Annotated in this window: 18 protein-coding genes and 1 pseudogene; 11 read left to right on the forward strand and 8 right to left on the reverse strand. The window is 62.7% G+C overall.

The window, feature by feature from the left end; translation table 11 throughout:
• Positions 1-106: 106 nt before the first annotated feature.
• Positions 107-1,246, forward strand: coding sequence for an MFS transporter (locus BJQ17_RS12750; RefSeq protein WP_003253511.1), 1,140 nt, complete (start codon positions 107-109; stop codon positions 1,244-1,246).
• 34 nt (positions 1,247-1,280) lie between these two features.
• On the opposite strand, the gene BJQ17_RS12755 is transcribed toward BJQ17_RS12750, so the two are convergent.
• Positions 1,281-2,834, reverse strand: a complete 1,554-nt coding sequence (locus BJQ17_RS12755) for a phospholipase D family protein (RefSeq protein ID WP_070096148.1) — start codon at positions 2,832-2,834, stop codon at positions 1,281-1,283.
• A gap of 60 nt (positions 2,835-2,894) precedes the next feature.
• A complete protein-coding gene (locus tag BJQ17_RS12760) occupies positions 2,895-4,325 on the reverse strand; it encodes a PLP-dependent aminotransferase family protein (protein WP_003253513.1) in 1,431 nt (476 codons plus the stop codon).
• Between the two features lie 178 nt (positions 4,326-4,503).
• Here BJQ17_RS12760 and BJQ17_RS12765 point away from each other — a divergent pair, with 178 nt between their 5' ends.
• On the forward strand, positions 4,504-4,734 hold the full coding sequence (locus BJQ17_RS12765; RefSeq protein ID WP_003253515.1) for a DUF1127 domain-containing protein: 231 nt from the start codon (positions 4,504-4,506) through the stop codon (positions 4,732-4,734).
• 146 nt (positions 4,735-4,880) lie between these two features.
• On the opposite strand, the gene BJQ17_RS12770 is transcribed toward BJQ17_RS12765, so the two are convergent.
• Positions 4,881-6,173: an FAD-binding oxidoreductase gene (locus BJQ17_RS12770; RefSeq protein ID WP_070096149.1), complete on the reverse strand. Its 1,293-nt coding sequence runs from the start codon at positions 6,171-6,173 to the stop codon at positions 4,881-4,883.
• Positions 6,174-6,317: 144 nt separating this feature from the next.
• Between BJQ17_RS12770 and BJQ17_RS12775 the strand changes: the two genes are divergently transcribed.
• Positions 6,318-6,671: a YkgJ family cysteine cluster protein gene (locus BJQ17_RS12775; protein ID WP_003253518.1), complete on the forward strand. Its 354-nt coding sequence runs from the start codon at positions 6,318-6,320 to the stop codon at positions 6,669-6,671.
• A gap of 2 nt (positions 6,672-6,673) precedes the next feature.
• Here the strand turns inward: BJQ17_RS12775 and BJQ17_RS12780 are convergent, their stop codons facing one another.
• Positions 6,674-7,162, reverse strand: coding sequence for an Lrp/AsnC ligand binding domain-containing protein (locus BJQ17_RS12780; protein ID WP_003253520.1), 489 nt, complete (start codon positions 7,160-7,162; stop codon positions 6,674-6,676).
• 156 nt (positions 7,163-7,318) lie between these two features.
• Here BJQ17_RS12780 and dadA point away from each other — a divergent pair, with 156 nt between their 5' ends.
• The 6 genes and pseudogenes from dadA (at position 7,319) to BJQ17_RS12805 (ending at position 14,063) form a co-directional block, all read left to right on the forward strand.
• A complete protein-coding gene (dadA, locus tag BJQ17_RS12785) occupies positions 7,319-8,623 on the forward strand; it encodes a D-amino acid dehydrogenase (RefSeq protein ID WP_070096150.1) in 1,305 nt (434 codons plus the stop codon).
• 144 nt (positions 8,624-8,767) lie between these two features.
• Positions 8,768-9,841, forward strand: coding sequence for an alanine racemase (gene alr / locus BJQ17_RS12790; RefSeq protein WP_003253524.1), 1,074 nt, complete (start codon positions 8,768-8,770; stop codon positions 9,839-9,841).
• Positions 9,842-9,948: 107 nt separating this feature from the next.
• A complete protein-coding gene (locus BJQ17_RS12795; RefSeq protein WP_003253526.1) occupies positions 9,949-10,497 on the forward strand; it encodes a cupin domain-containing protein in 549 nt (182 codons plus the stop codon).
• 154 nt (positions 10,498-10,651) lie between these two features.
• Positions 10,652-11,056, forward strand: coding sequence for a cytochrome c5 family protein (locus BJQ17_RS12800; RefSeq protein WP_033723760.1), 405 nt, complete (start codon positions 10,652-10,654; stop codon positions 11,054-11,056).
• 310 nt (positions 11,057-11,366) lie between these two features.
• Positions 11,367-12,125: pseudogene (locus BJQ17_RS29965) on the forward strand (RHS repeat-associated core domain-containing protein); the annotation flags it as partial.
• A gap of 78 nt (positions 12,126-12,203) precedes the next feature.
• Positions 12,204-14,063 carry an acetyl-CoA hydrolase/transferase C-terminal domain-containing protein gene (locus tag BJQ17_RS12805; protein ID WP_070096151.1) on the forward strand — a complete coding sequence of 620 codons (1,860 nt, stop codon included), beginning with the start codon at positions 12,204-12,206 and terminating at the stop codon, positions 14,061-14,063.
• 110 nt (positions 14,064-14,173) lie between these two features.
• On the opposite strand, the gene BJQ17_RS12810 is transcribed toward BJQ17_RS12805, so the two are convergent.
• Entirely contained in the window at positions 14,174-14,746 is a 573-nt protein-coding gene (locus BJQ17_RS12810) for a xanthine phosphoribosyltransferase (RefSeq protein WP_003253535.1), read from the reverse strand.
• 64 nt (positions 14,747-14,810) lie between these two features.
• Entirely contained in the window at positions 14,811-16,820 is a 2,010-nt protein-coding gene (gene rep / locus BJQ17_RS12815) for a DNA helicase Rep (RefSeq protein ID WP_003253537.1), read from the reverse strand.
• Positions 16,821-17,117: 297 nt separating this feature from the next.
• Between rep and BJQ17_RS12820 the strand changes: the two genes are divergently transcribed.
• A complete protein-coding gene (locus BJQ17_RS12820) occupies positions 17,118-18,785 on the forward strand; it encodes a bifunctional diguanylate cyclase/phosphodiesterase (protein ID WP_003253539.1) in 1,668 nt (555 codons plus the stop codon).
• A 181-nt stretch (positions 18,786-18,966) separates the two neighbouring features.
• Here BJQ17_RS12820 and BJQ17_RS12825 read toward each other — a convergent pair whose 3' ends face one another.
• Positions 18,967-20,355 (reverse strand): NorM family multidrug efflux MATE transporter, encoded by a 1,389-nt coding sequence (locus BJQ17_RS12825; protein WP_070096152.1) that lies wholly within the window; start codon positions 20,353-20,355, stop codon positions 18,967-18,969.
• Positions 20,356-20,512: 157 nt separating this feature from the next.
• Between BJQ17_RS12825 and BJQ17_RS12830 the strand changes: the two genes are divergently transcribed.
• Complete coding sequence (locus tag BJQ17_RS12830) at positions 20,513-21,439, forward strand: LysR substrate-binding domain-containing protein (protein WP_012054085.1); 927 nt, start codon at positions 20,513-20,515, stop codon at positions 21,437-21,439.
• A gap of 52 nt (positions 21,440-21,491) precedes the next feature.
• Here the strand turns inward: BJQ17_RS12830 and BJQ17_RS12835 are convergent, their stop codons facing one another.
• Entirely contained in the window at positions 21,492-22,886 is a 1,395-nt protein-coding gene (locus tag BJQ17_RS12835; protein WP_070096153.1) for a VOC family protein, read from the reverse strand.
• Positions 22,887-22,933 lie beyond the last annotated feature (47 nt).

Genomic DNA, 22,933 nt, shown 5'->3' on the forward strand with positions numbered 1-22,933 from the left:
GTAGGTCCTTTTCGCGGGCAAGCCCGCTCCTGCAGGTCTTCGCGACCGATGCAGGAGCGGGCTTGCCCGCAAATGGGCCCCTGGAAATATTGGCTGGGAGGCTGCAATGCGTTGGGGTACCTACTTCGCCGTACTGGCATCGGTGCTCAGTGTCGGGCTGGCGCTCGGCGTGAGCATGCCGCTGGTGTCCCTGCGCCTGGAGGCCTGGGGCTACGGCAGCTTCGCCATCGGCGTGATGGCGGCAATGCCGGCGTTGGGCGTACTGGCCGGCGCCAGCCTGGCCAGCCGCCTGGCAGGGTGGGTTGGCGTACCGTCGGCGATGCGCCTGTGCCTGTGGGGCGGGGCGCTGTCGATTGGCCTGCTCGCGTTGCTGCCTAGTTACCCGTTATGGCTGCTGCTGCGGCTGATGATCGGCATGTCCCTGACCGTGGTGTTCATCCTCGGCGAAAGCTGGATCAACCAACTGGTGGTCGAACAGTGGCGTGGCCGGTTGGTGGCGCTGTATGGCAGCAGCTACGCCTTGAGCCAGTTGGCCGGGCCGTTGGTGCTGGGTTTCCTTGGCTCTGATGACGACTTCGGCTTCTGGGCGGCGACTGGCCTGCTGCTGGCCGCGCCGCTGGTTCTGCTGGGGCGTGGTGGGGCGCCGAGCACGGAAGCCTGCAGTGTCACCTTTGGCGACCTGTTCGCTTTCTGCCGACGCTTGCCGGTAATTGCCTGGGCCATTGCCCTGTTCGCCTCGTTCGAGGCGATGATCCTCACGTTGCTGCCGGTGTATTGCCTGCAGCAGGGTTTCAGCACCGAAATCGCCTTGTTCATGGTGAGTACCGTGGTGGTGGGTGATGCGGTGCTGCAGTTGCCCATCGGCGCGCTGGCCGACCATATGTCGCGACGTACCTTGTTCACTGGCTGTGCGGTGACCCTGCTCGTGTCCAGCCTGGCGATCCCGCTGCTGTTGCACACACCGGTTATCTGGCCATTGTGGGTGTTGTTCGGCGCCAGTGCCGGCGGCCTGTTCACCTTGTCGCTGGTGCTGATCGGTGAGCGCTACCGCGATGATGAGTTGGTACGGGCCAATGCCCACGTGGCTCAGCTGTGGGGTATTGGCTGTTTGCTCGGGCCGTTGTTGGCGGGGGCGGGGAGCCAGTGGATCAGCGGGCATGCGTTGCTGTTCCTGATGGCGGCCGGGGCTGCGGGGTTGGTGGTATTAACCCGGCGGCGCGGAGCCTTTGAGCCGGTTTCTGCCTGATGATTTTTGGGGCCGCAAGGCCCCGGAATCGCCGCTACAGCATTTTCTCCAAGCCAACCGCCTTGCTGATCCAGGCATTGAGCCGTCGCCAGATCCCGCCCGGCTCAGACGTCAGCACGTGCCGTTGGCCATTGTCCTCGGTCGCCCACACCAGCTTGTTACTTATCAGTTTCACCTGATAGCTCAGCGCAGGCGCCATACCCTGCTGGGCCAGCTCGCGGGTGTATTCGGCCAGCTCCGGGCTGTCCACCATTACCCCAACCTCGGTGTTCCACAATACTGAGCGCGGGTCGAAGTTGAACGAGCCGATGAAGGTCTTGCGCCGGTCGAACACGATCGCCTTGGTGTGCAGGCTCGAATCCGAGCTGCCACGGAAACTCAGTCGCCCCGCGCTGGGGTCGCCTGGCTGGCGGCGAAGCTCGTAAAGCTGCACCCCGTGCTCAAGCAAGGCACGACGATAGGGTGCATAGCCTCCATGCACTGCCGGCACGTCAGTGGCTTCCAGCGAGTTGGTCAGCAGCTTCACCGAAACGCCAGCGTCGGCGCGGCCGGTCAGGTACAGCAGCCCCGGTTCGCCCGGTACAAAGTAGGCCGAGGCCAGGACCAACTCGCGGTGCACGTTAGCCAGGTCCGGTGCCAGTTGCTGGCTCAGCAGTAATTGCGGGTCCGGTTCGTCTTCGGCCAACACCTTGCTGGGCGCATCCCATAGCGCCTGGGCGTGAGCCCAGATCAGCTCGTTGCGCCACACATCCAGGCGCGGCTGCGACTGGTAGGCCATCAAGCGGTCGTACAGGGCCTTGCGCTGGGTCCTGGCTTTAGCCAGCGACACTTCCAGGCGCTGGCGGCTGGCCCGCAGGTCGTTGGCATCCGGGTCATGCCAGAGGAAGTCGGTGATCGGCCGGCTGAGGGCGCTGTTCCAGTACTGGTCGAAGCTGTGCCCCAACTGCTCGGCTACCGGGCCCACGCCCAGCAGGTCGATGTCGGTGAAGTTGAGGTTGGGCTCGGCATCGAAATACTCGTCGCCCAGGTTGCGCCCGCCGACGATGGCCATGCTGTTGTCCACCAGGAACAGCTTGTTGTGCATGCGCCGGTGCTGGCGCGACAAGTTGAACAGCCGGCCCACGGCGCGCGTAACGCCGGTACTGCGCCCCAGATGCAGTGGGTTGAACACTCGAATCTGGATGTTCGGGTGGGCATTAAGGGTGCCCATGACGGTGTCCAGGCCGTCGCTGGTGGTGTCGTCGAGCAGGATGCGCACGCGCACGCCACGGTCGGCAGCGCGCAGCAGTTCATGCACAAGGGCGCGGGTACTGAGGCCGTCGTGGACGATGTAGTACTGCAGGTCGATGCTCGCCTGGGCGTTGCGTATCAGTTCGGCGCGGGCGCGAAATGCCTCGTTGCTGTTGGGCAGCAGGCGAAAGCCCGAGCGGCCGCCATAGGGCGCGGCTTGGCGCAGCACCGAGCGGCCAAAGGCCGAATCGTGGGCAGGCAACGCCTGACTGGTTTCGCGGGGCGCGCTGATGCTTGTGCAACCGGCAAGGCCGAGCAACAACACCAGCAGCAGAGGCAAGGCTCGCTGGAGTCTCAAGGGTGGACCGTCCTGTGCAGCAAGGGCTTTAGGGGTTTGACCGTGACGGGCGGCGCAAAGTTACGCGTCGGCGCTTTCGTCATCCAGTAGACGAAGGGCGGTTTCACCTACCTTACGCACGGAGGCTTCGATTTGCGGCGTTGGCCTGGCGGCGAAATTCATGCGCAGGCAGTGGCGGAACTTGCCCGAGGCCGAAAAAATGCTGCCCACGGCAACCTGCACGCCCTGCTCCAGTAAAGCGCGGTTCAGCCGAAGCGTATCGAGATGTTCGGGTAATTCCACCCACAGCATGAAGCCGCCCTGGGGCCGGCTCACCCGGGTGCCCGCCGGGAAGTAGCGGGTCACCCAGTCGCCCATCAGGTCGCGGCCACGCTGGTACTGGCTGCGCATGCGCCGCACATGGGGCTGGTAGTGGCCGCCGGCGATGAAGTCAGCGATGGCCAGCTGAGGCTGGCTGGCGGTGCTGCCGGTGCTGATGTACTTCATGTGCAGCACACGCTCCAGGTAGCGCCCGGGCGCCACCCAGCCGATCCGCAGGCCGGGCGCGAGGGTTTTGGAGAACGAACTGCAGAGCAGCACGCGGCCATCGTCGTCGAACGACTTCAGGGTGCGTGGGCGTGGGTAGGTATAGGCCAGGTCGCCGTACACATCGTCTTCCAGAATTGCCACGTCATAGCGTTGGGCGAGGCTCAACAGGGCCTTCTTGCGTGCCTCGGGCATGATGTAGCCCAGCGGGTTGTTGCAGTTGGGGGTGATCTGGATGAGCTTGATCGGCCACTGCTCCAGGGCCAGTTCCAGCGCCTCCAGGCTGATGCCGGTGACCGGGTCCGTGGGGATTTCCAGCGCTTTCATGCCCAAGCCTTTGAGGGTTTGCATGGCGCCGTGGAAGCTGGGCGAGTCGACCGCGACGATGTCGCCTGGCTCGCAGACCGCTCGGATGCTGCATGACAGCGCCTCATGGCAGCCGGTGGTGATCACCAGGTCGGCCGGCCCCAGGCGGCAGCCGGAGTCGAGCATCAGCCGGGCCACCTGTTCGCGCAGGGCCAGGTTACCGTGGATGTTGTCGTAGTACAGGCCAGGCATGTCCTGGCGTCGGCTCAACTGGGCAAGGCTGCGCAGCAGCGGCTTCAGGGTAGGGCTGTCGATGTCGGGCATGCCGCGGCCGAGTTGCACCACATCCTGGCGCGGCGTACTGCGCACCAGCTCCAGCACGTGTTCCCACTGCGAGATGTCCACCGGGCGCTGGGCCGGGCGGCTAACTGCGGGCAGTGCCGGCAACTGCCGTTGGTCGCTGACGAAGTAGCCGGACTTGGGCCGCGGCGAGACCATACCGCTGTCTTCGAGTATGCGATAGGCCTGCTGCACGGTGCTCAGGCTGACCCCGTGCTCCTCACTCAGTGCGCGCACGGACGGCAGGCGCTGGCCGGGGCGATAGAGCCCCTGCTCGATGCGGGCGCCGAGTATTTCGGCGAGATTCAGGTAGAGGGTCACGGCATACTCCTGCGCTGCATTGGCATAGCGACCGGTACAGTTGGCCCGAAAATACAGCATTCAGTCGGCCAGCGGCCAATTCTGTATGGGAATAATAAGGCTGTATTGGATCTGTATTGTCGAGGGTGCCGACGCGCATGCTTTCTCCACGGTAACCACTGAACGGGAGGATGCGGTGATGGGTGGCATGAGCGATGTGCGCTTGCAACTGTTGGCCAAGGAACTGGAAGCCGGGCAGCAGGCCAAGGTGTTCAACGCGCCAGAGGGTTTGGGGCGTTGGGGGCTGATGCTGCATCGCTGGCATACCCGCAGGGCGTTGCTGCAGCTGACCGATGACGAGTTGCGCGATGTCGGGCTGAGCTGGGAGCAGGCCCGGATAGAAGGGCGGAAACCCTTCTGGAAGGACTGACACGGTTACCCAGGGTTTGCTCAAGCCTGGACGATTGTGCGGCCCATGTGGGAGGAGGTCTACCCGCGAGGCAGGCAGCTCGGAGCATGGCACCGGCCTCGCCGGTGTTCGCGGGTGAACCCGCTCCTACAGGGGCCGCACAGCTCTCAAGTCAGCTCTTTGAGGCGATGCCACAGCATCCCCAGCGCCAGCAGTGGCGAGCGCAGGTGCTTGCCGCCAGGGAAGGTGATGTGCGGCACTTTGTTGAAAAGGTCGAAGCGCCCGCTTTCCTGGCCACTGATGGCTTCACCCAGCAGGCGTGCGGCCAGGTGGGTGGCGTTGAGCCCATGGCCCGAGTAGGCCTGGGCGTAATACACGTTCGGCTGGCTGGCCAGGCGGCCAACCTGCGGCAGGCGATTGGCACCAATGCCGATCATGCCACCCCACTGGTAGTCGATGCGCACGTCGGCAAGCTGTGGGAACACCTTGAGCATCTTTGGCCGCATGTAGGCGGCGATGTCCTTCGGGTCGCGGCCTGAATAGTGGCAGGCACCGCCAAACAGCAGGCGGTGGTCGGCGGACAGGCGGTAGTAGTCCAGCGCCACGCGCTGGTCACACACCGCCATATTCTGCGGCAGCAATGCGCGTGCGCGTTCTTCGCCCAGCGGCTCGGTGGCGATGATGTAGCTGCCGGCCGGCAGCACCTTGCCGCCCAGCTCGCGGTTGAGGTCGTTGTGGTAGGCGTTGCAGCACAGTACCAGGGTCTTGGCGCGTACCCGGCCTTGGGCAGTATGCACCTGCACTTCTGTGCCGTAGTCGATGCGGGTGACTTCGGATTGCTCGAACAACTTCACGCCCAGGCGGGCGGCTGCGGCGGCTTCACCCAGTGCCAGATTGAGCGGATGCAGATGCCCGGAGCCCATGTCGACCAACCCGCCCACGTAGCAATCGGCACCGACCACGCTGTGGATATCGTCCTTGCCGACCAGCCGCAGCTCATGTGCATAGCCCAGACTGCGCAGGTCCTCGGCGTCTTGGGCAAAGCCCAGCAGCTCGGCGGGTTTGTTGGCCAGGTCGCAGTAGCCCCAGGCCAGGTCGCAGGCGATGGCATGCTTTTCAACCCGCTCGCGCACGATCTGTACGGCCTCCAGGCCCATCAGTTTCATGGTGCGCACGCCTTCTTCGCCGATGACCGGGAGGAACTGCTCCAGACCATGGCCGACCCCTCGGATCAGTTGCCCGCCATTGCGCCCACTGGCGCCCCAGCCAAGTTTGCGCGCTTCCAGCAGGATGACCGAGAAACCACGCTCGGCCAGCTCAATGGCGGTGTTCAGGCCGGAGTAGCCGCCGCCGATGATGCACACGTCGGCGTTGTGTTCGCCTTGCAGGTAGGCGTGGTCGGGGTGTGGCGCGCTGCTGGCGGCGTAATAGGAGGAGGCGTGCTGCGCGCTGTGGATCATTGGGGCGGCCCTGAAAAATGGAGGGGGGACGAGGATAAGCTGTGCCATCGCGGCCGGGCAACCAGCGAGGGCTTCATGCTCGTTCGCGGGTGAGCCCGCGAATAAGCCTATAATCCAATCACTTTTGTCAGCTTGTATCCCGTCATGTCCTGTAACCGCCACAAGATCCACTTCCTGCGCGAACTCATCCCCTCTTTCGAGTGCGAGCCCGGCTGCCACGACTGCTGCGGCCCGGTCACCACCTCGGCGGAAGAAATGGCCCGGCTGCCGCGCAAGTCCCAGGCCGAGCAGGACGCTGCTCTGGAGCGTCTGGACTGCGTGCACCTGGGCCCCAACGGCTGCACGGTGTATGAAGAGCGGCCGATGATCTGCCGGCTGTTCGGTACCACCCCGCGCATGGCCTGCCCGCGGGGTCGTGGCCCTGAACCGATGATCGACCCCGCCGCTGAACAGTTGGTCCACCAGTTCATTGCCACCACCCGCCAGGTGCTGGTCTAGCCTCAGTCCGGGATCGGCAGGCAGAGGCTCTCCTTCACCTCTTCCATTACGATGTAGCTCTTCGATTCGCGCACGTGCGGCAGTTTCAGCAGGATGTCCCCGAGCAGCTTGCGGTACGAGGCCATTTCCGAAATACGCGCTTTCACCAGGTAGTCGAAGTCGCCCGACACCAGGTGGCATTCCAGCACGTGGGGCAGCTTCAAGACCGCGCGGCGGAACTCCTCGAAGGTATCGCCTGACTTGTAGTCCAGGCTGATTTCCACGAACACCAGCAGGCTGCCCTTGAGGTGCTGCGGGTTCAGGCGGGCGTTGTAGCCCATGATGATGCCCTCGCGCTCGAGGCGGCGAACCCGCTCGGTACAAGGGGTGGTGGACAGCCCAACTTTCTCGCCCAGTTCGGTGAAGGAAATACGCCCGTCATTCTGCAGGATACGCAGGATGTTGCGGTCGATCTTGTCCAGTTCACGCTTGGTCTGGTGCTGGGTTCTCATAGGGGATGCCCCTCCGTGAAAGGCGATTTTGCCGAGAATTCTCGCCAATAATAGGCTTTTATATAGTGAATTGCACTGGTCTCAAATTCCTATACTGCGCCCATTCATGCCATTTCAATAAAAGTGTGCGGCGCGCCGCGTGTGAGGGATAAAACGATGCGAGTTCTGGTACTTGGTAGCGGTGTAATCGGAACCGCCAGTGCCTACTACCTGGCCCGGCAAGGTTTCGAAGTGACGGTGGTCGACCGCCAGCCAGCGGTGGCCATGGAAACCAGCTTTGCCAACGCCGGCCAGATCTCGCCCGGCTATGCCTCGCCCTGGGCTGCCCCTGGTGTACCGCTCAAAGCCATCAAATGGCTGCTGGAGCGTCACGCTCCCCTGGCCATCAAGCTCACGGGCGATGTCGACCAGTACCTGTGGATGGCACAGATGCTGCGCAACTGCACCGCCAGCCGCTACGCGGTGAACAAGGAGCGTATGGTGCGCCTGTCCGAGTACAGCCGTGACTGCCTCGACGAACTGCGCGCCGAAACCGGCATCAACTACGAAAACCGCAGCCTGGGTACCACCCAGCTGTTCCGCACCCAGGCCCAGGTCGATGCTGCGGCCAAGGACATTGCCGTACTCGAACAGTCCGGTGTGCCCTACGAGTTGCTCGACCGCGACGGCATTGCCCGCGTCGAACCCGCCCTGGCCGGCGTGAAAGATATCCTGGCCGGCGCCCTGCGCCTGCCGAACGACCAGACTGGCGACTGCCAGCTGTTTACCACCAAGCTCGCCGACATGGCGTTGAAGCTGGGCGTGGAGTTCCGCCTCGGCCAGGACATCCAGCGCCTGGACTTCGCCGGTGACCGCATCAATGGCGTGTGGATCGACGGCAAGCTGGAGACGGCAGACCGCTACGTGCTGGCGCTGGGCAGCTACTCGCCACAGATGCTCAAGCCGTTGGGCATCAAGGCTCCGGTGTACCCGCTGAAAGGTTATTCGCTGACCGTGCCGATCACCAACGCCGACATGGCTCCGACCTCGACCATTCTCGACGAGACCTACAAGGTTGCGATCACCCGTTTCGATAACCGCATCCGCGTTGGCGGGATGGCTGAAATCGCCGGCTTTGACCTGTCGCTGAACCCGCGCCGGCGCGAAACACTGGAGATGATCGTCAACGACCTTTATCCTCGCGGCGGTGACTTGAGCCAGGCCAGCTTCTGGACCGGCTTGCGCCCGGCGACCCCGGACGGCACGCCGATCGTGGGCGCCACGGCGTTCCGCAACCTGTTCCTGAACACCGGTCACGGTACCTTGGGCTGGACCATGGCGTGCGGTTCCGGTCGCTTGCTGGCCGACCTGATTGCGCGCAAGAAGCCGCAGATCAGTGCCGAAGGCCTGGATATCTCCCGGTATGGCAACAGCCGGGAAGTGGCCAAGCACGGGCAAAGCGCGCCGGCTCACCAGCAGTAATAGCCTGTGCCGGCCCATTGGCGGGCTTGCCCGCTCCCGCAGGAACACCACCGCTTTTGAAAGCTGTGCACGACCTGTGGGAGCGGGCAAGCCCGCGAAGAATCCACCACCGATTTCAACCCGAACCACCATAAGGCAGCCGCCATGCGTCCCGCCCGCGCCCTGATCGACCTCCAGGCCCTGCGCCACAACTACCGTCTGGCCCGTGAACTGACCGGTGCCAAAGCCCTCGCCGTGATCAAGGCCGACGCCTATGGCCACGGCGCCGTGCGCTGCGCCCTGGCCTTGGAGGCCGAGGCCGACGGCTTTGCGGTGGCCTGCATCGAGGAGGCACTGGAACTGCGCGCCGCCGGTATCAATGCCCCGGTGCTGCTGCTGGAAGGTTTTTTCGAAGCCAGCGAACTGGCACTGATCGCCGAGCACGACCTGTGGTGCGTGGTGCACTCGCTGTGGCAGCTGGAAGCCATCGAGAAAACCCCGCTGCACAAGCCGCTCACCGTCTGGCTGAAGCTGGACAGTGGCATGCACCGCGTTGGCCTGCACCCCAAGGACTACCACGATGCCTACCAGCGACTGCTGGCCAGTGGCAAGGTTTCGCGCATCGTGTTGATGAGCCACTTCGCTCGCGCCGACGAACTGGACGCTGACGCTACCGCCCAGCAAATTGCCGTGTTCGAAGCTGCCCGACAGGGCCTGGCCGCCGAATGCAGCCTGCGTAACTCACCCGGCGTGCTGGGCTGGCCGCAAGCGCCCAGCGACTGGGTACGCCCAGGCCTGATGCTGTACGGCGCCACGCCGTTCGAAGTGGCGCAGGCCGAGGCCGCACGCCTGCAACCGGTGATGACCCTGCAATCGCGGGTGATCAGCGTGCGCGAGCTGCCTGCCGGCGAGCCGGTGGGCTATGGTGCCAAGTTCGTCAGCCCTCGGCCGACCCGCGTGGGTGTGGTCGCCATGGGCTATGCCGATGGCTACCCGCGCCAGGCGCCCAACGGCACCCCAGTGCTGGTCGCCGGCAAGCGTACCCACCTGATCGGCCGGGTGTCGATGGACATGCTCAGCATCGACCTCACCGACGTACCGCAAGCCACTGTCGGCAGCCCGGTCGAACTCTGGGGCAAGCAGGTGCTGGCCAGTGAAGTGGCCGCACAGGCGGGCACCATTCCGTACCAGATCTTCTGCAACCTGAAGCGAGTACCACGGGACTACGTCGGCGAATGAGACGCTGAAGCGGACAGGTTGGGGGCGGTGTGTTGTAAATACTGAACGGCATTGCCATGATATCGTTCACATCCACCCCCCTTTCACCGTTTCAGGAGGCTCCAGCTTTGGACGTCGGCGAACGACTGCAAGCCATCCGCAAGCTCAAGGGCCTGTCGCAGCGCGAACTCGCCAAGCGTGCTGGCGTGACCAACAGCACCATCTCGATGATCGAGAAGAACAGCGTAAGCCCCTCTATCAGCTCGCTGCGCAAAGTGCTGAGCGGCATTCCCATGTCCATGGTCGAATTCTTTTCGGTCGAGCTGGAGCCGCAAAGCCCGACTCAGATCGTCTACAAGGCCCACGAGCTGATCGATATCTCGGACGGTGCGGTGACCATGAAGCTGGTGGGCAAGTCGCACCCCAACCGTGCCATCGCTTTTCTGACCGAGGTGTACCCGCCAGGTGCGGACACCGGTGCCGAGATGCTGACCCACGACGGCGAGGAGACCGGTATCCTGCTTGAAGGCCGCCTGGAACTGGTGGTCGGCAACGAGATTTTCGTTCTCGAAGAAGGCGACAGCTACTACTTCGAAAGCACCCGCCCGCACCGCTTCCGCAACCCATTCGACCAGCCGGCGCGGCTGATCAGTGCGGCGACGCCTTCAAACTTTTGATCCAGCGCAGTGCATTGATTCGGCAATACCCCTTTCCTGTGTGGGGTCGTTTCACGGCCTCTGGGTTCCCGCTATACTTTTCAACGCTCGCCGATCCGTGGCCGCGAGCGTGATTAGCCACCATGAGGGTGTTCGCGTGAATCAAATCAAGAAGATGCTGGCCGTACCAGCAGCCGTATTCGCCCTCTGGGCAATGAGCGCAACCGCTGCGACCAATGACGACATCGCCAAACGCCTGGAGCCGGTTGGCCAGGTGTGCGTCCAGGGCCAGGAGTGCAAAGGCATGGAAGTGGCCGCTGCAGCGGGTGGCGGGGGAGCCAAGACGCCGGATGAAATCATCGCCAAGCACTGCAATGCCTGCCATGGCAGCGGCTTGCTCGGCGCGCCTAAAATTGGTGACACCGCCGCGTGGAAAGAACGCGCCGACCACCAGGGCGGCCTGGATGGCATCCTGGCCAAGGCCATTACTGGCATCAACGCCATGCCGCCAAAGGGCACCTGTGCAGACTGCTCGGATGAAGACCTGAAAGGGGCGATCAAGAAAATGTCCGGGTTGTGATTTACAGCTGAATTGCATGAGGCCCGCCGTTGATGGCGGGCTTTGTTTTTGTGATGCCCGCGAAAGGTCCAGCACAGGCAACCAACCCGCTAGAGCCATGTCCATGGATGTCTCCAGAAGCCCCGATCGGGCTGAGCCTGATTCCATGAGAACTAGCATTTTTACCAGTTCTATTTTTCAGGGTTCTGAAGAACACTGACGCTTCTGATTGCAGTGGTGGCTAACAATGGATCTGGGCGATAACTGTCCCGAGCAACATGCAGCCGGTCGAACACAGCCGCAAAAGCTGATCCCCGGCAGCGCCCTTCGGCATCTGGCCTATTCGCCTTATGGCTATCTCTCGATTTTCCACGCCGTGCTCGGTTTTAATGGTGGGCGACCGGACCCTGTTACCGGCTGTTATCTATTGGGTAATGGCCGTCGGGCATTTAACCCATCATTGATGCGCTTCATTAGCCCCGACAGCATGAGCCCGTTCGCAGCGGGTGGTCTGAACTCATATGCCTACTGTCTAGGGGATCCGGTAAACCGGGAAGATCCGAGTGGTTATTTCTCTTTATTCAAACCTATCTCGCGATTGTTCAGGTATTTTTTTCCAAAGAAAAAACCTACGACGCTTGGTAAATTGCACCGGGCGATTGTTTTTGAAACTGAAGTAATTACCAAGACATACAGTAATATACCTTCCCATACCAAGATCAATGTGGTGAAATCGCCGAAAAGTGTGCCGGATGGCTATGTATTGAGGATGGTGCATGGCACTCAGGAAAAGCATGTTCAATCATTGTTGAACGGGCTTGATCCTCGCAATGCAAAGAATGGATCTTACGGCGCGCACGTTTATGGCACAACGAATATTGATGCGGCCAGCAACTACACAGGCCAGGACGGATCTATAGTAGGGTTTTACGTGCATGAGTCTGAGTCGTGGGTTCGCGGTAAGGACTATTGGTATGTTCATAAAAATGCGATAGCGATCGATAAGAGCGCGTATCACAAGGTTCATGTGAGCGAAGAAGTGGAATTTCCATTTTTAATTAGTAAGACGCTTAAAGTAAGGTGGGGTTGACCAGCGTTTGCCCTAGGCAACCAACCCGCTTGAGCTCATGTCCAACCCCTGAACCCATGGATGTTTCAGGAGGCCCAGATGCACCTCTGCGCCATCGACCAGGCTGTCGAGCAGGTTTTGTCCCGGCTGCCAACCCATATCCACATGGGGCTGCCTTTGGGCCTGGGCAAACCCAATGCCTTCGTCAACGCGCTTTACGCCCGCGTACGCGAGCTGCCCGAACGGCGCCTGACCATCTATACCGCACTTTCCCTCGGCCGCCCGCCACTGGGCGATGGCCTGCAGCGGCGCTTTCTCGAACCCTTCGTCGAGCGTGTCTTCGCTGACTACGAAGAGCTCAGTTACCTTGCAGACCTGCGCAACGACACGTTGCCACCCAATATTCGGGTCGAACAGTTCTTCATGCAGCCCGGCAGCCTGCTGCACAGCGAATCGGCGCAGCAGGACTACGTCAGCAGCAACTACAGCCATGCCGCACGGGATATCAACGCCAAAGGCCTGAACCTGATCGCCCAGTTGGTGGCCGCCACCCCTGAAAAGCCCGTGCACCTGAGCCTGGCCTGCAACCCAGACATCACCCTCGACCTGCTGCCGATGATCGCCAAGCGCCGCGCGGCTGGCGAAACCATCCTTATGCTGGGCCAGGTGCATGCCGAACTGCCCTACATGCCAGGCGATGCCGAGCTGCCCATCGATGCCTTCGACCTGCTGCTCGATGAAGTCGAGCAACGCCGGCTGTTTTCCACACCAAACATGCCGGTTGGCATTCAGGACCACTGCATCGGCCTGCACGCCAGCAGCCTGGTACGCGATGGCGGTACGCTGCAGATCGGCATTGGTGCCATGGGCGACGCGGTTGCCGCGGCATTGCTGGCACGTCAGGGCGACAACGCCGGTTACCGTGCGGTGCTCAAGGCGCTGGATGTCGGACCGTGGCAGGCGTTGATCGAGCGAGAAGGGGGCCTGGACACCCTTACCCACGGCTTGTACGGCTGCAGCGAGATGTTCGTCAACGGCCTGCTGGTGCTGGCCGAAGCAGGGCTGCTACGACGCCCGGCGGACGAGCAGGGCGCAATACTGCATGGCGGCTTTTTCCTCGGCCCGCAAGCGTTCTACCAGCGCTTGCGCGAGATGCCGCTGGAGCAGCGCGCGCAGTTTGCCATGACCCGTATCAGCTTCATCAACGAGCTCTATGGGCAGGAGGCACTCAAGCGCCGACAACGTCGTGATGCGCGCTTCATCAACACCGCGTTTGGCATGACCCTGCTCGGCGCCGGGGTGGCCGACCAGCTTGAAGACGGCCGCGTACTCAGTGGCGTGGGCGGGCAGTACAACTTCGTTGCCCAGGGCCATGCGCTGGAGGGCGGGCGTTCGATCCTGCTCTTGCGCAGCTGGCGCGAGGCAGGCGGGGAGGTGACCTCGAACCTGTTCTGGACCTATGGCCACTGCACCATTCCCCGGCACCTGCGCGATATCGTGGTGACCGAGTACGGCATTGCTGACTTGCGTGGGCAGACTGACAGCGAAGTGATTGCGCGGTTGTTGGCGGTGAGCGATTCGCGGTTCCAGCCGGGCCTGATCAAGCAGGCCAAAGACGCTGGCAAGCTTGCCGACGACTTTCAGCTGGAGGCGCGCTTTACCGACAATACCCCGCAACGCCTGGAGGCGATCAGGGCACAGCATGCGCGGCTGTTCCCGGAGTATCCGATGGGCACGGACTTTACGGTCGAGGAGCGGGATCTGTTGCGGGCGCTGAACTGGTTGAAGAGCAAGTTCAAGCTGAGCGAGGTGTTGGAGCTGGGCAAGGCAGCGTTGGATGCACCGGGGCCGGAAGGGTATGAGCGGCATCTGGCGCGGATGGGGCTGGAGGTTCCGCAAGGGTTGAAAGAGGAGCTTTATCAGCGGCTACTGCTGGCAGGGTTACAGGCGACAGGATAATCGTTTGCGCACACTGGCCCCGTGTAGGAGCGGGTTTACCCGCGAATGCGATATTGAATCTGCCATCGCATTCGCAGGTAAACCCGTTCCTACGCCGGGGCGGTGAGGCCTTATTCGATGAAGCTGACCACACCACCTTCCAGCGACTTCACCCGGGCCAGCGATTCAACGCGGTAACCCTGGCTATCCAGTTCGGCACGGCCGCCCTGGAACGACTTCTCGATCACGATACCCAGGCCCGCCACGGTGGCACCTGCCTGCTTGATGATCGAGATCAGCGCCTGCGAGGCTTTGCCGTTGGCCAGGAAGTCGTCGATCACCAGCACGCGGTCGCTGCTGTTGAGGTGACGCGGCGAGATGGCCACGGTGTTCTCGGTCTGCTTGGTGAAGGAATACACCGAGGCGGTCAGCAGGTTCTCGGTCAGGGTCAGCGACTGGTGCTTGCGAGCGAAGATGACCGGCACACCCAGTTTCAGACCGGTCATCACCGCCGGGGCAATGCCCGAGGCTTCGATGGTGACGATCTTGGTCACGCCGGCATCGGCGAACAGGCGGGCAAACTCGTCACCGATCAGCTGCATCAGCGCCGGATCGATCTGGTGGTTGAGAAACGCGTCGACTTTGAGAACCTGATCGGAAAGCACGATGCCTTCTTCGCGAATCTTCTGATGCAGTGCTTCCACTGTGATTTCCTCGATGTAACAAAGGTTGCCGCTGGAGGCGGCAAAGTTAAAGAGTAATGGTTGATCAGCGTTTGAGCATTGCCCGGATATCGGCCAGGGCGTTGTTGCCGCGAGCGGCCTTCACCTCGACCGGCGCATCGTCCAGGCCCTCCCAGGCCAGGTCGTCCGGTGGCAGTTCGTCGAGGAACCGGCTGGGCGTGCAGTCGATGATTTCACCGTACTGCTTGCGCTTGGCGGCGAAGGTGAAGGCCAGGGTCTGGCGCGCGCGGGTGATACCCACGTAGGCCAGACGGCGTTCCTCTTCGATGGTGTCGGCCTCGATGCTGGAGCGGTGCGGGAGGATTTCCTCTTCCATGCCCATGATGAACACGTAGGGGAATTCCAGGCCCTTGGAGGCATGCAGGGTCATCATCTGCACGCCCTCGGCGTTCTCTTCCTCTTCCTGCTGGCGCTCGAGCATGTCGCGCAGCACCAGCTTGCCGATGGCGTCCTCGATGGTCATGTCACCCTCTTCGTCCTTCTCGAGGGTGTTCTTCAGCGCTTCGACCAGGAACCAGACGTTGCTGATGCGGAACTCGGCAGCTTTGTCGCTGGCGGTCTGCTGGCGGATCCAGTTTTCGTAGTCGATGTCGCGGATCATCTCGTGCAGCGCGGCAATCGGGTCTTCCAGGGCAACCTTGTGGCGCACCCCGTCCAGCCAGTGCTTGAAACGCTGCAAGCGCTCGGTGTAGCGCGCGTCCAGGTGCTCACCCAGGCCCAGCTCTTCGCTGGCGGCGTACATCGAAATGCCGCGCTCGGTGGCGTAGTTGCCGAGCTTTTCCAGGGTGGTGGAGCCGATCTCGCGGCGCGGCACGTTGATTACCCGCAGGTAGGCGTTGTCATCGTCCGGGTTCACCAGCAGGCGCAGGTAGGCCATCAGGTCCTTGACCTCCTGGCGGCCGAAGAAGCTGTTACCGCCCGACAGGCGATACGGCACCTGGTGGTGCTGCAGCTTCAGTTCGATCAGCTTGGCTTGGTAGTTGCCGCGGTAAAGGATGGCAAAGTCGCTGTACGGGCGGTTGGTGCGCAGGTGCAAGGTGAGGATTTCCATGGCCACGCGTTCGGCCTCGGCTTCCTCGTTCTTGCAGCGGATCACGCGGATCTCGTCGCCCACGCCCATTTCGCTCCACAGCTGCTTTTCGAACGCATGCGGATTGTTGGCGATCAACACGTTGGCGCAGCGCAGGATGCGGCTGGTGGAGCGGTAGTTCTGTTCGAGCATGACGATCTTCAGGGAGGGGTAGTCCTCCTTGAGCAGCATCAGGTTCTCGGGGCGCGCACCACGCCAGGCGTAGATCGACTGGTCGTCGTCGCCCACCACGGTGAACTGGTTGCGCATGCCGATCAGCATTTTCACCAGCAGGTACTGGCTGGCGTTGGTGTCCTGGTATTCGTCCACCAGCAGGTAGCGCACGCGGTTCTGCCAGCGCTCCAGCACCTCGGGGTGCTCCTGGAACAGCTTGACCGGCTGCAGGATCAGGTCGTCGAAGTCCACCGCGTTGAACGCCTTGAGCGTGCGCTGGTAGTGGGTGTAGACGATGGCGGCGGTCTGCTCGCGCGGGTTGCGCGCCTTTTCCAGGGCTTCTGGCGGCAGGACCAGGTCGTTCTTCCAGGCACCGATCATGTTCTTGATCTCGTCGATGCCGTCGTCGCCGGAGTATTCCTTCTGCATGATGTCCGACAGCAACGCCTTGATGTCGGACTCGTCGAAGATCGAGAAACCCGGCTTGTAGCCCAGGCGCTCGTGTTCCTTACGGATGATGTTCAGGCCCAGGTTGTGGAACGTACACACGGTCAGGCCACGGCCTTCGCCCGGGCGCAGCAAGGTGGCGACCCGCTCCTTCATCTCGCGCGCGGCCTTGTTGGTGAAGGTCATCGCCACGATGTACTGGGCGCGGATGCCGCAGTTCTGGATGAGGTGGGCAATCTTGCGCGTGATCACGCTGGTCTTGCCCGAACCTGCACCGGCGAGCACCAAAAGAGGGCCGCCGACATAGTCACGGGCTTCCTGCTGCCGGGGATTGAGTCGGGACATGCTAGAAACCGGGGGTCGCCAGAAAATAGCCGCGCATTCTAACAGGCATGGGGCCGTTGTGGCGCGACCGTCTGACGTCTGAGTCAGACTTTTGTCCGCCTAATTATTAGTGTCACTAATGCTAGTAGCTGAAAAAATCATATTTGCCGGTTTGACTCGTTTCGCGCAGGATGCACGACAAAATACGTCGGAATGCTACGCTCGAAAAAACCATGTATAAAAGTGAAAATCATTTTCATTGAATGCAGTAGCATCCCCTCCAGATCTCGTTGCACCGTCAAGCCCTAAGGAGCCCGCTTGTCCACGCCTGTCGAACCTTTGCGTTTGCTGCTGTTGGCCGATGAGCCGGAATGGGCTGCCTCGTTGCACGCGTGCATGCCCGCACTGGGGGGCAGCGCCGTGTTACTGACTGCGCCAAACTGGGAGGCGGTCGACAGCCTGTTCAGCCATGATCGCCAGGCCGTCGTGCTGGCAACACCCGCCTTGCAGCCCGCCCCCGGGCGTTGCGAGCTGCCGACTATTCTGCTGCTTGAACACGAGCCTGAGGCAGCGCCCAGCGCTGTCAGTGACTGGCTGGTGCGCGACCAGCTCAACGCCGATACCCTGCGCCGCTCACTGCGCCATGTGCGAGAGCGAGGGGTGCTGGTCGCCACCTTGCAGCGCCTTGCCGAGCAGGACCCGCTGACCGGCATCGCCAACCGCCAGGGCTTCCAGGCTTTGCTTAATGCACGCCTGGCCGAAAACGAAGGCCGTGGTGTCGCGCTTGGCCACCTGGACCTGGACAACTTCCGCCACGTCAACGACGCCCTGGGCCACCAGAGCGGTGACCGGTTGATCCTGCAGGTGGTGGCACGGCTGAAGCATCAGCTGGAGGCGGGCGACCAGCTGGCACGTCTGGGTAGCGACGAGTTCGCCCTGCTGATCGACACCCGTCGCGATGCCAACCGCGCCGAATGGATTGCCGAACGCATCGTCGAGGCCTTGGCAGAGCCCTACTGGATCGACGGCGAAAGCCTGCTGCTGGGCTGCAGCCTGGGCCTTGCACATGCTCGCGCGCAGAGCGGCGCCGATCCGCTGATGTGGCACGCGCACATCGCCATGCGTCAGGCCAAGGGCAGCCAGGGCTGCACCTTCCATGTGTTCAACGAACGCATCAACCGCAACGCCCGCAGCCTTGCCGACCTGGAAAGCGAGTTGCGCCGCGCCCTGCGCCGCGACGAACTGGAGCTGCACTATCAGCCCCGCCTGAACCTGGCTGACGGGCGCATTGTTGGCCTGGAGGCGCTGGTGCGCTGGCGCCATGCCGAGCGCGGGCTGCTGCCACCCAGTGAGTTCGTGCCACTGGCCGAGCAGAGCGGCCTGATCGTGCCCTTGGGTTATTGGGTTATTTCCCGTGCCCTGCGTGACATGCAGGCATTGTGCGAGCGTGGCCTGGAACCGCTGCACATGGCGGTCAACCTGAGTTTCCGCCAGTTCCAGGACAGCCAGCTACTGGCCACGTTGAGTCGCCTGATCCTCGAGCACGGTGTGGATGCCCGCTGGCTTGAGTTCGAGCTGACCGAGACGGCGGTGATGCGCCGCAACGAGGTGGTGCGCCAGACCATGGACGCGCTGGGTCGCCTGGGCGTGCGCTTCTCCCTCGATGATTTCGGCACCGGGTTTTCTTCGTTCGTGCACCTCAACAGCCTGCCGATCACCTTGCTCAAGGTGGACCGCAGCTTTGTTGCGGAAATGGAAATGCGTGAAGAGAACCGCAAGCTGGTACACGCCATGATCAACCTGGCGCACAACCTCAACCTCGAGGTGGTGGCCGAGGGTGTGGAGAGTGAAGAGCAACTGGCGTTGCTGCGCGGGTTTGGCTGCGACCAGGTGCAGGGTTTTCTGGTCAGCAAACCGCTACCGATAGGGGAATTGATGGCGTATTTGCTGCAGGCGCCCGGACGCCAGTTGGAGGCTGTCCTGTAGGAGCGGGTTTACCCGCGAATGGGCCGGGCCTGCTGGCCAATCTCCACCAGACGTTCACTGTTGCCGCCACCACCGTATTCGCGGGTAAACCCGCTCCTACACACTGATCTGCGGTGGACACACACCGGCGTTGGACACAGGCCGTTGTAGGAGCGGGTTTACCCGCGAAGAGGCCCCCACGTCAGGCCGAAGCCGTCGCCTTTCCGGTAGCCCAAGCCTTCCCCAACAACCGCTTCATCCGCCACTCAAAGCCAAAGGTCAGCGCCACCGCCGCACATGCCAGCCCCAGCGCCAGCCCCCACCAGATCCCTACTGCACCACCGCCCAGCGTAAAGGTGAACAGCCAGGCACTCGGCGCCCCCACCAGCCAGTAGCACACCAGCCCGATCAGGAAGGTGGTCTTGGCATCTTTCAGGCCACGGATCGAGCCCATGGCAATCGTCTGCATGCCGTCGAACAGTTCGAACCACGCCGCCACCATCAACAACTGCACGGCCACCTGGAAGATCGCGGCAAAGGCCGGGTCATTACGGTCGATGAACAGCCCTACCAGTGCTTCGGGCAGCAGCAGGAATAGCGCGGCGAAGGCAAACATGATCATGGCCCCGAACCCGATGCCCACCCGCCCGGCGCTGCGCGCCGCCAGCAGGTTGCCAGCGCCGTAGTACAGGCCGACGCGCATGGTCACCGCATAGGACAAGCCAGTCGGCACCATGAATGCCGTAGACACGATCTGCAGGGCAATCTGGTGCGCCGCCAGCTCGGTGCTGCCCAGCACGCCCATGCACAGCGCGGCGAATGCGAACAGGCCCACTTCCACCATGTAGGTACCGCCAATCGGCAGGCCCAGCCGCCACAGCTCGCGCAGGGCCGCCAGTGATGGGCGTGACAGGCCCTTGCGCAGCGGGTAGGCGGTATAGGCCGGATGCCAGCGGATATACAACGCCAAGGCAGCGGCCATGCCCATCGACACCACTGCAGTGACCAGACCGATACCCATCAGCCCCAGCTTGGGCAGGCCGAACATGCCTTCGATCAGTGCCACGTTGAACAGGTAGTTGAGCACCGTGCCGAACAAACTGATGACCATCACCGGGGTCGAGCGGCCCAGCGCGCTGGTGAAGCCACGCAAGGCCATGAAGGTCAGATAGCCGGGCAGGGCCAGTGGCAGCAGGGTGAGAAATTCGGCGGCCGAGGCCACGTTCTCGGGCTTCTGCCCGAACAGCAGCAGCACAGGTTCAAGATTCCACAGCACCAGCGCGGCGAACAGCGCCAAGGCCCAGGCCAGCCACAGGCCGTTCTGCGCCAGCCGGGTGGCGCCCTCGATGTCGTTGGCACCCTTGCGAATGGCCACCAGCGTGCCGACTGCGGCGATCACGCCCAGGCAGAAGATCGATACGAACGAATAGCTGGCTGCCCCCAGGCCACCCCCCGCCAAGGCCTGAGGGCTGATGCGGGCCATCATCAGGGTGTCGGTCAGCACCATCAGCATGTGCGCCAACTGCGAGGCAATCAGCGGCCCGGCCAGGCGCAGCAAAGCCTTGAGTTCTGTGGTGGGCGCGACGTGCATGGGGGCAGTCCTTCATTCTGGGGTGATCAACGAAGGGCGATTCTGAGGCTTCGGTCAACTTTGCACAAAAGGATAAAAGCGATAGTTGGCATGAGTTGAACTCATGTATATAGGCTTCTCGGTGATTTGCCTCACACGCCCATATTGCAGGTGCCTCATGCCACGCCAGCTACCACCGCTGTATGCCCTGCGCGCATTCGAAGCTGCCGCGCGGCTAAGCTCCTTCACCCGTGCGGGCGAAGAGCTTTCTATCACCCAAAGCGCCATCAGCCGGCATATCCGTACGCTGGAGGAGCATTTTGCCTGCCGCCTGTTCGTGCGCAGTGGCCGCAGCCTGCAACTTACCGAAGCGGGGCGGGTACTGCTGCCGGGCGTGCGCGAGGGCTTCGCGGCGTTTGAGCGGGCCTGTGAAACCTTGTGCGGTGAAGACGACATATTGCGCATGAAAGCCCCCTCGACCCTGACCATGCGCTGGTTGCTGGCGTGCCTCAGCCGCTTTCGCCACCTGCAGCCGGGCAATGAGGTGCAACTGACCAGTGCCTGGATGGATGTCGACCATGTGGACTTCAACCAGGAGCCGTTCGATTGCGCGGTGTTGCTCAGTGATGGGGTGTTCCCGGCGGAGTGGGAGGTGCGCAAGCTGTTCCCTGAGTTACTGATCCCGGTCGGTGCGCCGGACCTGCTCGACGAGGAACCTTGGGATGTACGTAGGCTGGCCTCTATCGAGCTGCTGCACCCTACGGTGGACAAGCGTGACTGGCGGGAATGGCTGGAGCGTATGGGGCTTGGCGACGAGGTGTCGCTCAAGGGCGGCCAGGTGTTCGATACCCTGGAGCTGGGCATGATTGCCGCGGCGCGTGGCTATGGAATATCCATGGGCGATTTGCTGATGGTGGCCGAAGATGTGGCGCAGAAGCGCTTGAGCCTGCCATGGCCGACGGCGGTGCCCAGCGGCATGGATTACTACCTGGTGTGGCCGCGCACCCGGCGAGGCGGCGAGCGGTTGCGGCGGTTGAGTGCGTTCCTGGAAGGCGAGGTGGCGGCAATGGATTTGCCGGATGTGGAAATCCTGCCGCCTCTTTGATCACCTGCACCGGCCTCTTAGCGGGCTCGCCCGCGAAGAGGCCGGTGCAAATTTACATCGAGCCCAGGTTCAACGCCTGTGCGCAGGCCTGCAGCGACCGGCGCTCGCTTTGCGCATACAGCGCCAGCTCATCCTGTACCTGCAACCCCAGCGCCGCTTCGAACGCTTCGCGGTTGGCGTTGCTGCCGTATTCGGCCTGCGCATCGTCACCCAGGTTGGACTGGAAGATCCCCGCCGCACTCACCGGCAGGAAGTCCTCGTACACCAGCGCCTCGAAGTGCACGTGGCCCGCGTCGATCAAGCCTTGCAGGGTGGTCGGGCGGCCTTCCTGGTCGCGTGCGGCCAGGCCTTTCTCGGTGGCGAAGTAGCGGAAGTACGCCAAGCCCTGTTCACGCATCTGCGCCAGGTCATCCGGGAATTCGGCAAAGTTTGCCTGCAGCAGCGCCATGTAACGCTCGGCATTGGCTTCGGCCGGGGCGCCACCCAGCACAGCGCGGGTAGCGTCGAGCAACTTGTCGTAAAGCTGGCGACCTTTCGGCGTCAGCGCCGCGCCGCGTTGCTCGATTTCGCCAAAGCGCGCGGTGTGGCTGCCTTCGCGGCCTTGCTGGTCGCGGAAGGCGACCGTTTCCTGCAGGGCCTTGAAACTGGTCTGGCGCAGCAGGATCGGGTGGCGGCGGGTGGGCGGGCCTTCAACCACGGCCTTCGGCGGGATGCCCTTGGCAGGCATGCCGAGCTGGATTGCATCGATATCCAGGGTACGCGGGGTCAGGTGGTTGATGTGCGGGCCCTTGAAGGCCACCACATCGGCGATCAGGCGGTGTTGGTCGTGCAGCTGCTGGTACTGCTCGGCCGTAACGGTAGCGTCCTGGTGCCAGCGGAAGGTGTGCAGCGCCTCCTGCACGAACGTCTCTGCATCCGCGGTGTCAAGGCCACCCTCGCGCTCACACTGGGCGATCAGTTCGAGGGCGCGGGAGGTGAAGATCTGGCGCTTGGCCAGGATGCTCTGTGCCAGCTCGCGCAACTGCGGGTTGTCGATCAGCTCCAGGCGCAGCAGCGAGGTGAACACACGGAACGGGCTGACATGCAGCGATTGCTCGTGCACCGCGCGGAAGGCAGTGGAATGCACCGGTACGCCAGCGGAGCTGAGGTCATAGTAGCCGACCGGCTGCATGCCCATGACAGCGAACAGGCGGGCGATGGTGGCCAGTTCTTCGGCGGTGCCGACGCGGATGGCGCCGTGACGTTCCTGGTCCAGGCGCTCGATTTCGCCGGTCCAGCGCAGGGCCTCGGCCACTTCGGGTTGCTGGGCCATGACCTGCTGGTTGATTTCGCTCACCAGCTCCAGCAGCGTGCCGTACAGCGGCACTTCCTGTTTGTACATGAGCGACATGGCGGCAGAGAACTGCGCGCGGATGCTGTCTGGGCTGACGAAATCGTTGGCGGGCATCGCTAGCTTCCTGGTTGGGTTCGGACGCTTACATGAAAGCTGGGAAT

Origin of the sequence: Pseudomonas sp. NBRC 111139 (assembly GCF_001753955.1) — a bacterium.
Taxonomy (GTDB): domain Bacteria; phylum Pseudomonadota; class Gammaproteobacteria; order Pseudomonadales; family Pseudomonadaceae; genus Aquipseudomonas; species Aquipseudomonas alloputida.

What these genes read in the sequence shown, in the direction of transcription:
- BJQ17_RS12825 (WP_070096152.1), bottom strand. Translation starts at nt 20,355, where the DNA reads ATGCACGTCGCGCCCACCACAGAACTCAAGGCTTTGCTGCGCCTGGCC.
- BJQ17_RS12765 (WP_003253515.1), top strand. Translation starts at nt 4,504, where the DNA reads ATGGGTGGCATGAGCGATGTGCGCTTGCAACTGTTGGCCAAGGAACTG.
- BJQ17_RS12835 (WP_070096153.1), bottom strand. Translation starts at nt 22,886, where the DNA reads ATGCCCGCCAACGATTTCGTCAGCCCAGACAGCATCCGCGCGCAGTTC.
- rep (WP_003253537.1), bottom strand. Translation starts at nt 16,820, where the DNA reads ATGTCCCGACTCAATCCCCGGCAGCAGGAAGCCCGTGACTATGTCGGC.
- BJQ17_RS12775 (WP_003253518.1), top strand. Translation starts at nt 6,318, where the DNA reads ATGTCCTGTAACCGCCACAAGATCCACTTCCTGCGCGAACTCATCCCC.
- BJQ17_RS12750 (WP_003253511.1), top strand. Translation starts at nt 107, where the DNA reads ATGCGTTGGGGTACCTACTTCGCCGTACTGGCATCGGTGCTCAGTGTC.
- BJQ17_RS12830 (WP_012054085.1), top strand. Translation starts at nt 20,513, where the DNA reads ATGCCACGCCAGCTACCACCGCTGTATGCCCTGCGCGCATTCGAAGCT.
- BJQ17_RS12805 (WP_070096151.1), top strand. Translation starts at nt 12,204, where the DNA reads ATGCACCTCTGCGCCATCGACCAGGCTGTCGAGCAGGTTTTGTCCCGG.
- BJQ17_RS12770 (WP_070096149.1), bottom strand. Translation starts at nt 6,173, where the DNA reads ATGATCCACAGCGCGCAGCACGCCTCCTCCTATTACGCCGCCAGCAGC.
- alr (WP_003253524.1), top strand. Translation starts at nt 8,768, where the DNA reads ATGCGTCCCGCCCGCGCCCTGATCGACCTCCAGGCCCTGCGCCACAAC.
- BJQ17_RS12800 (WP_033723760.1), top strand. Translation starts at nt 10,652, where the DNA reads ATGCTGGCCGTACCAGCAGCCGTATTCGCCCTCTGGGCAATGAGCGCA.
- dadA (WP_070096150.1), top strand. Translation starts at nt 7,319, where the DNA reads ATGCGAGTTCTGGTACTTGGTAGCGGTGTAATCGGAACCGCCAGTGCC.
- BJQ17_RS12780 (WP_003253520.1), bottom strand. Translation starts at nt 7,162, where the DNA reads ATGAGAACCCAGCACCAGACCAAGCGTGAACTGGACAAGATCGACCGC.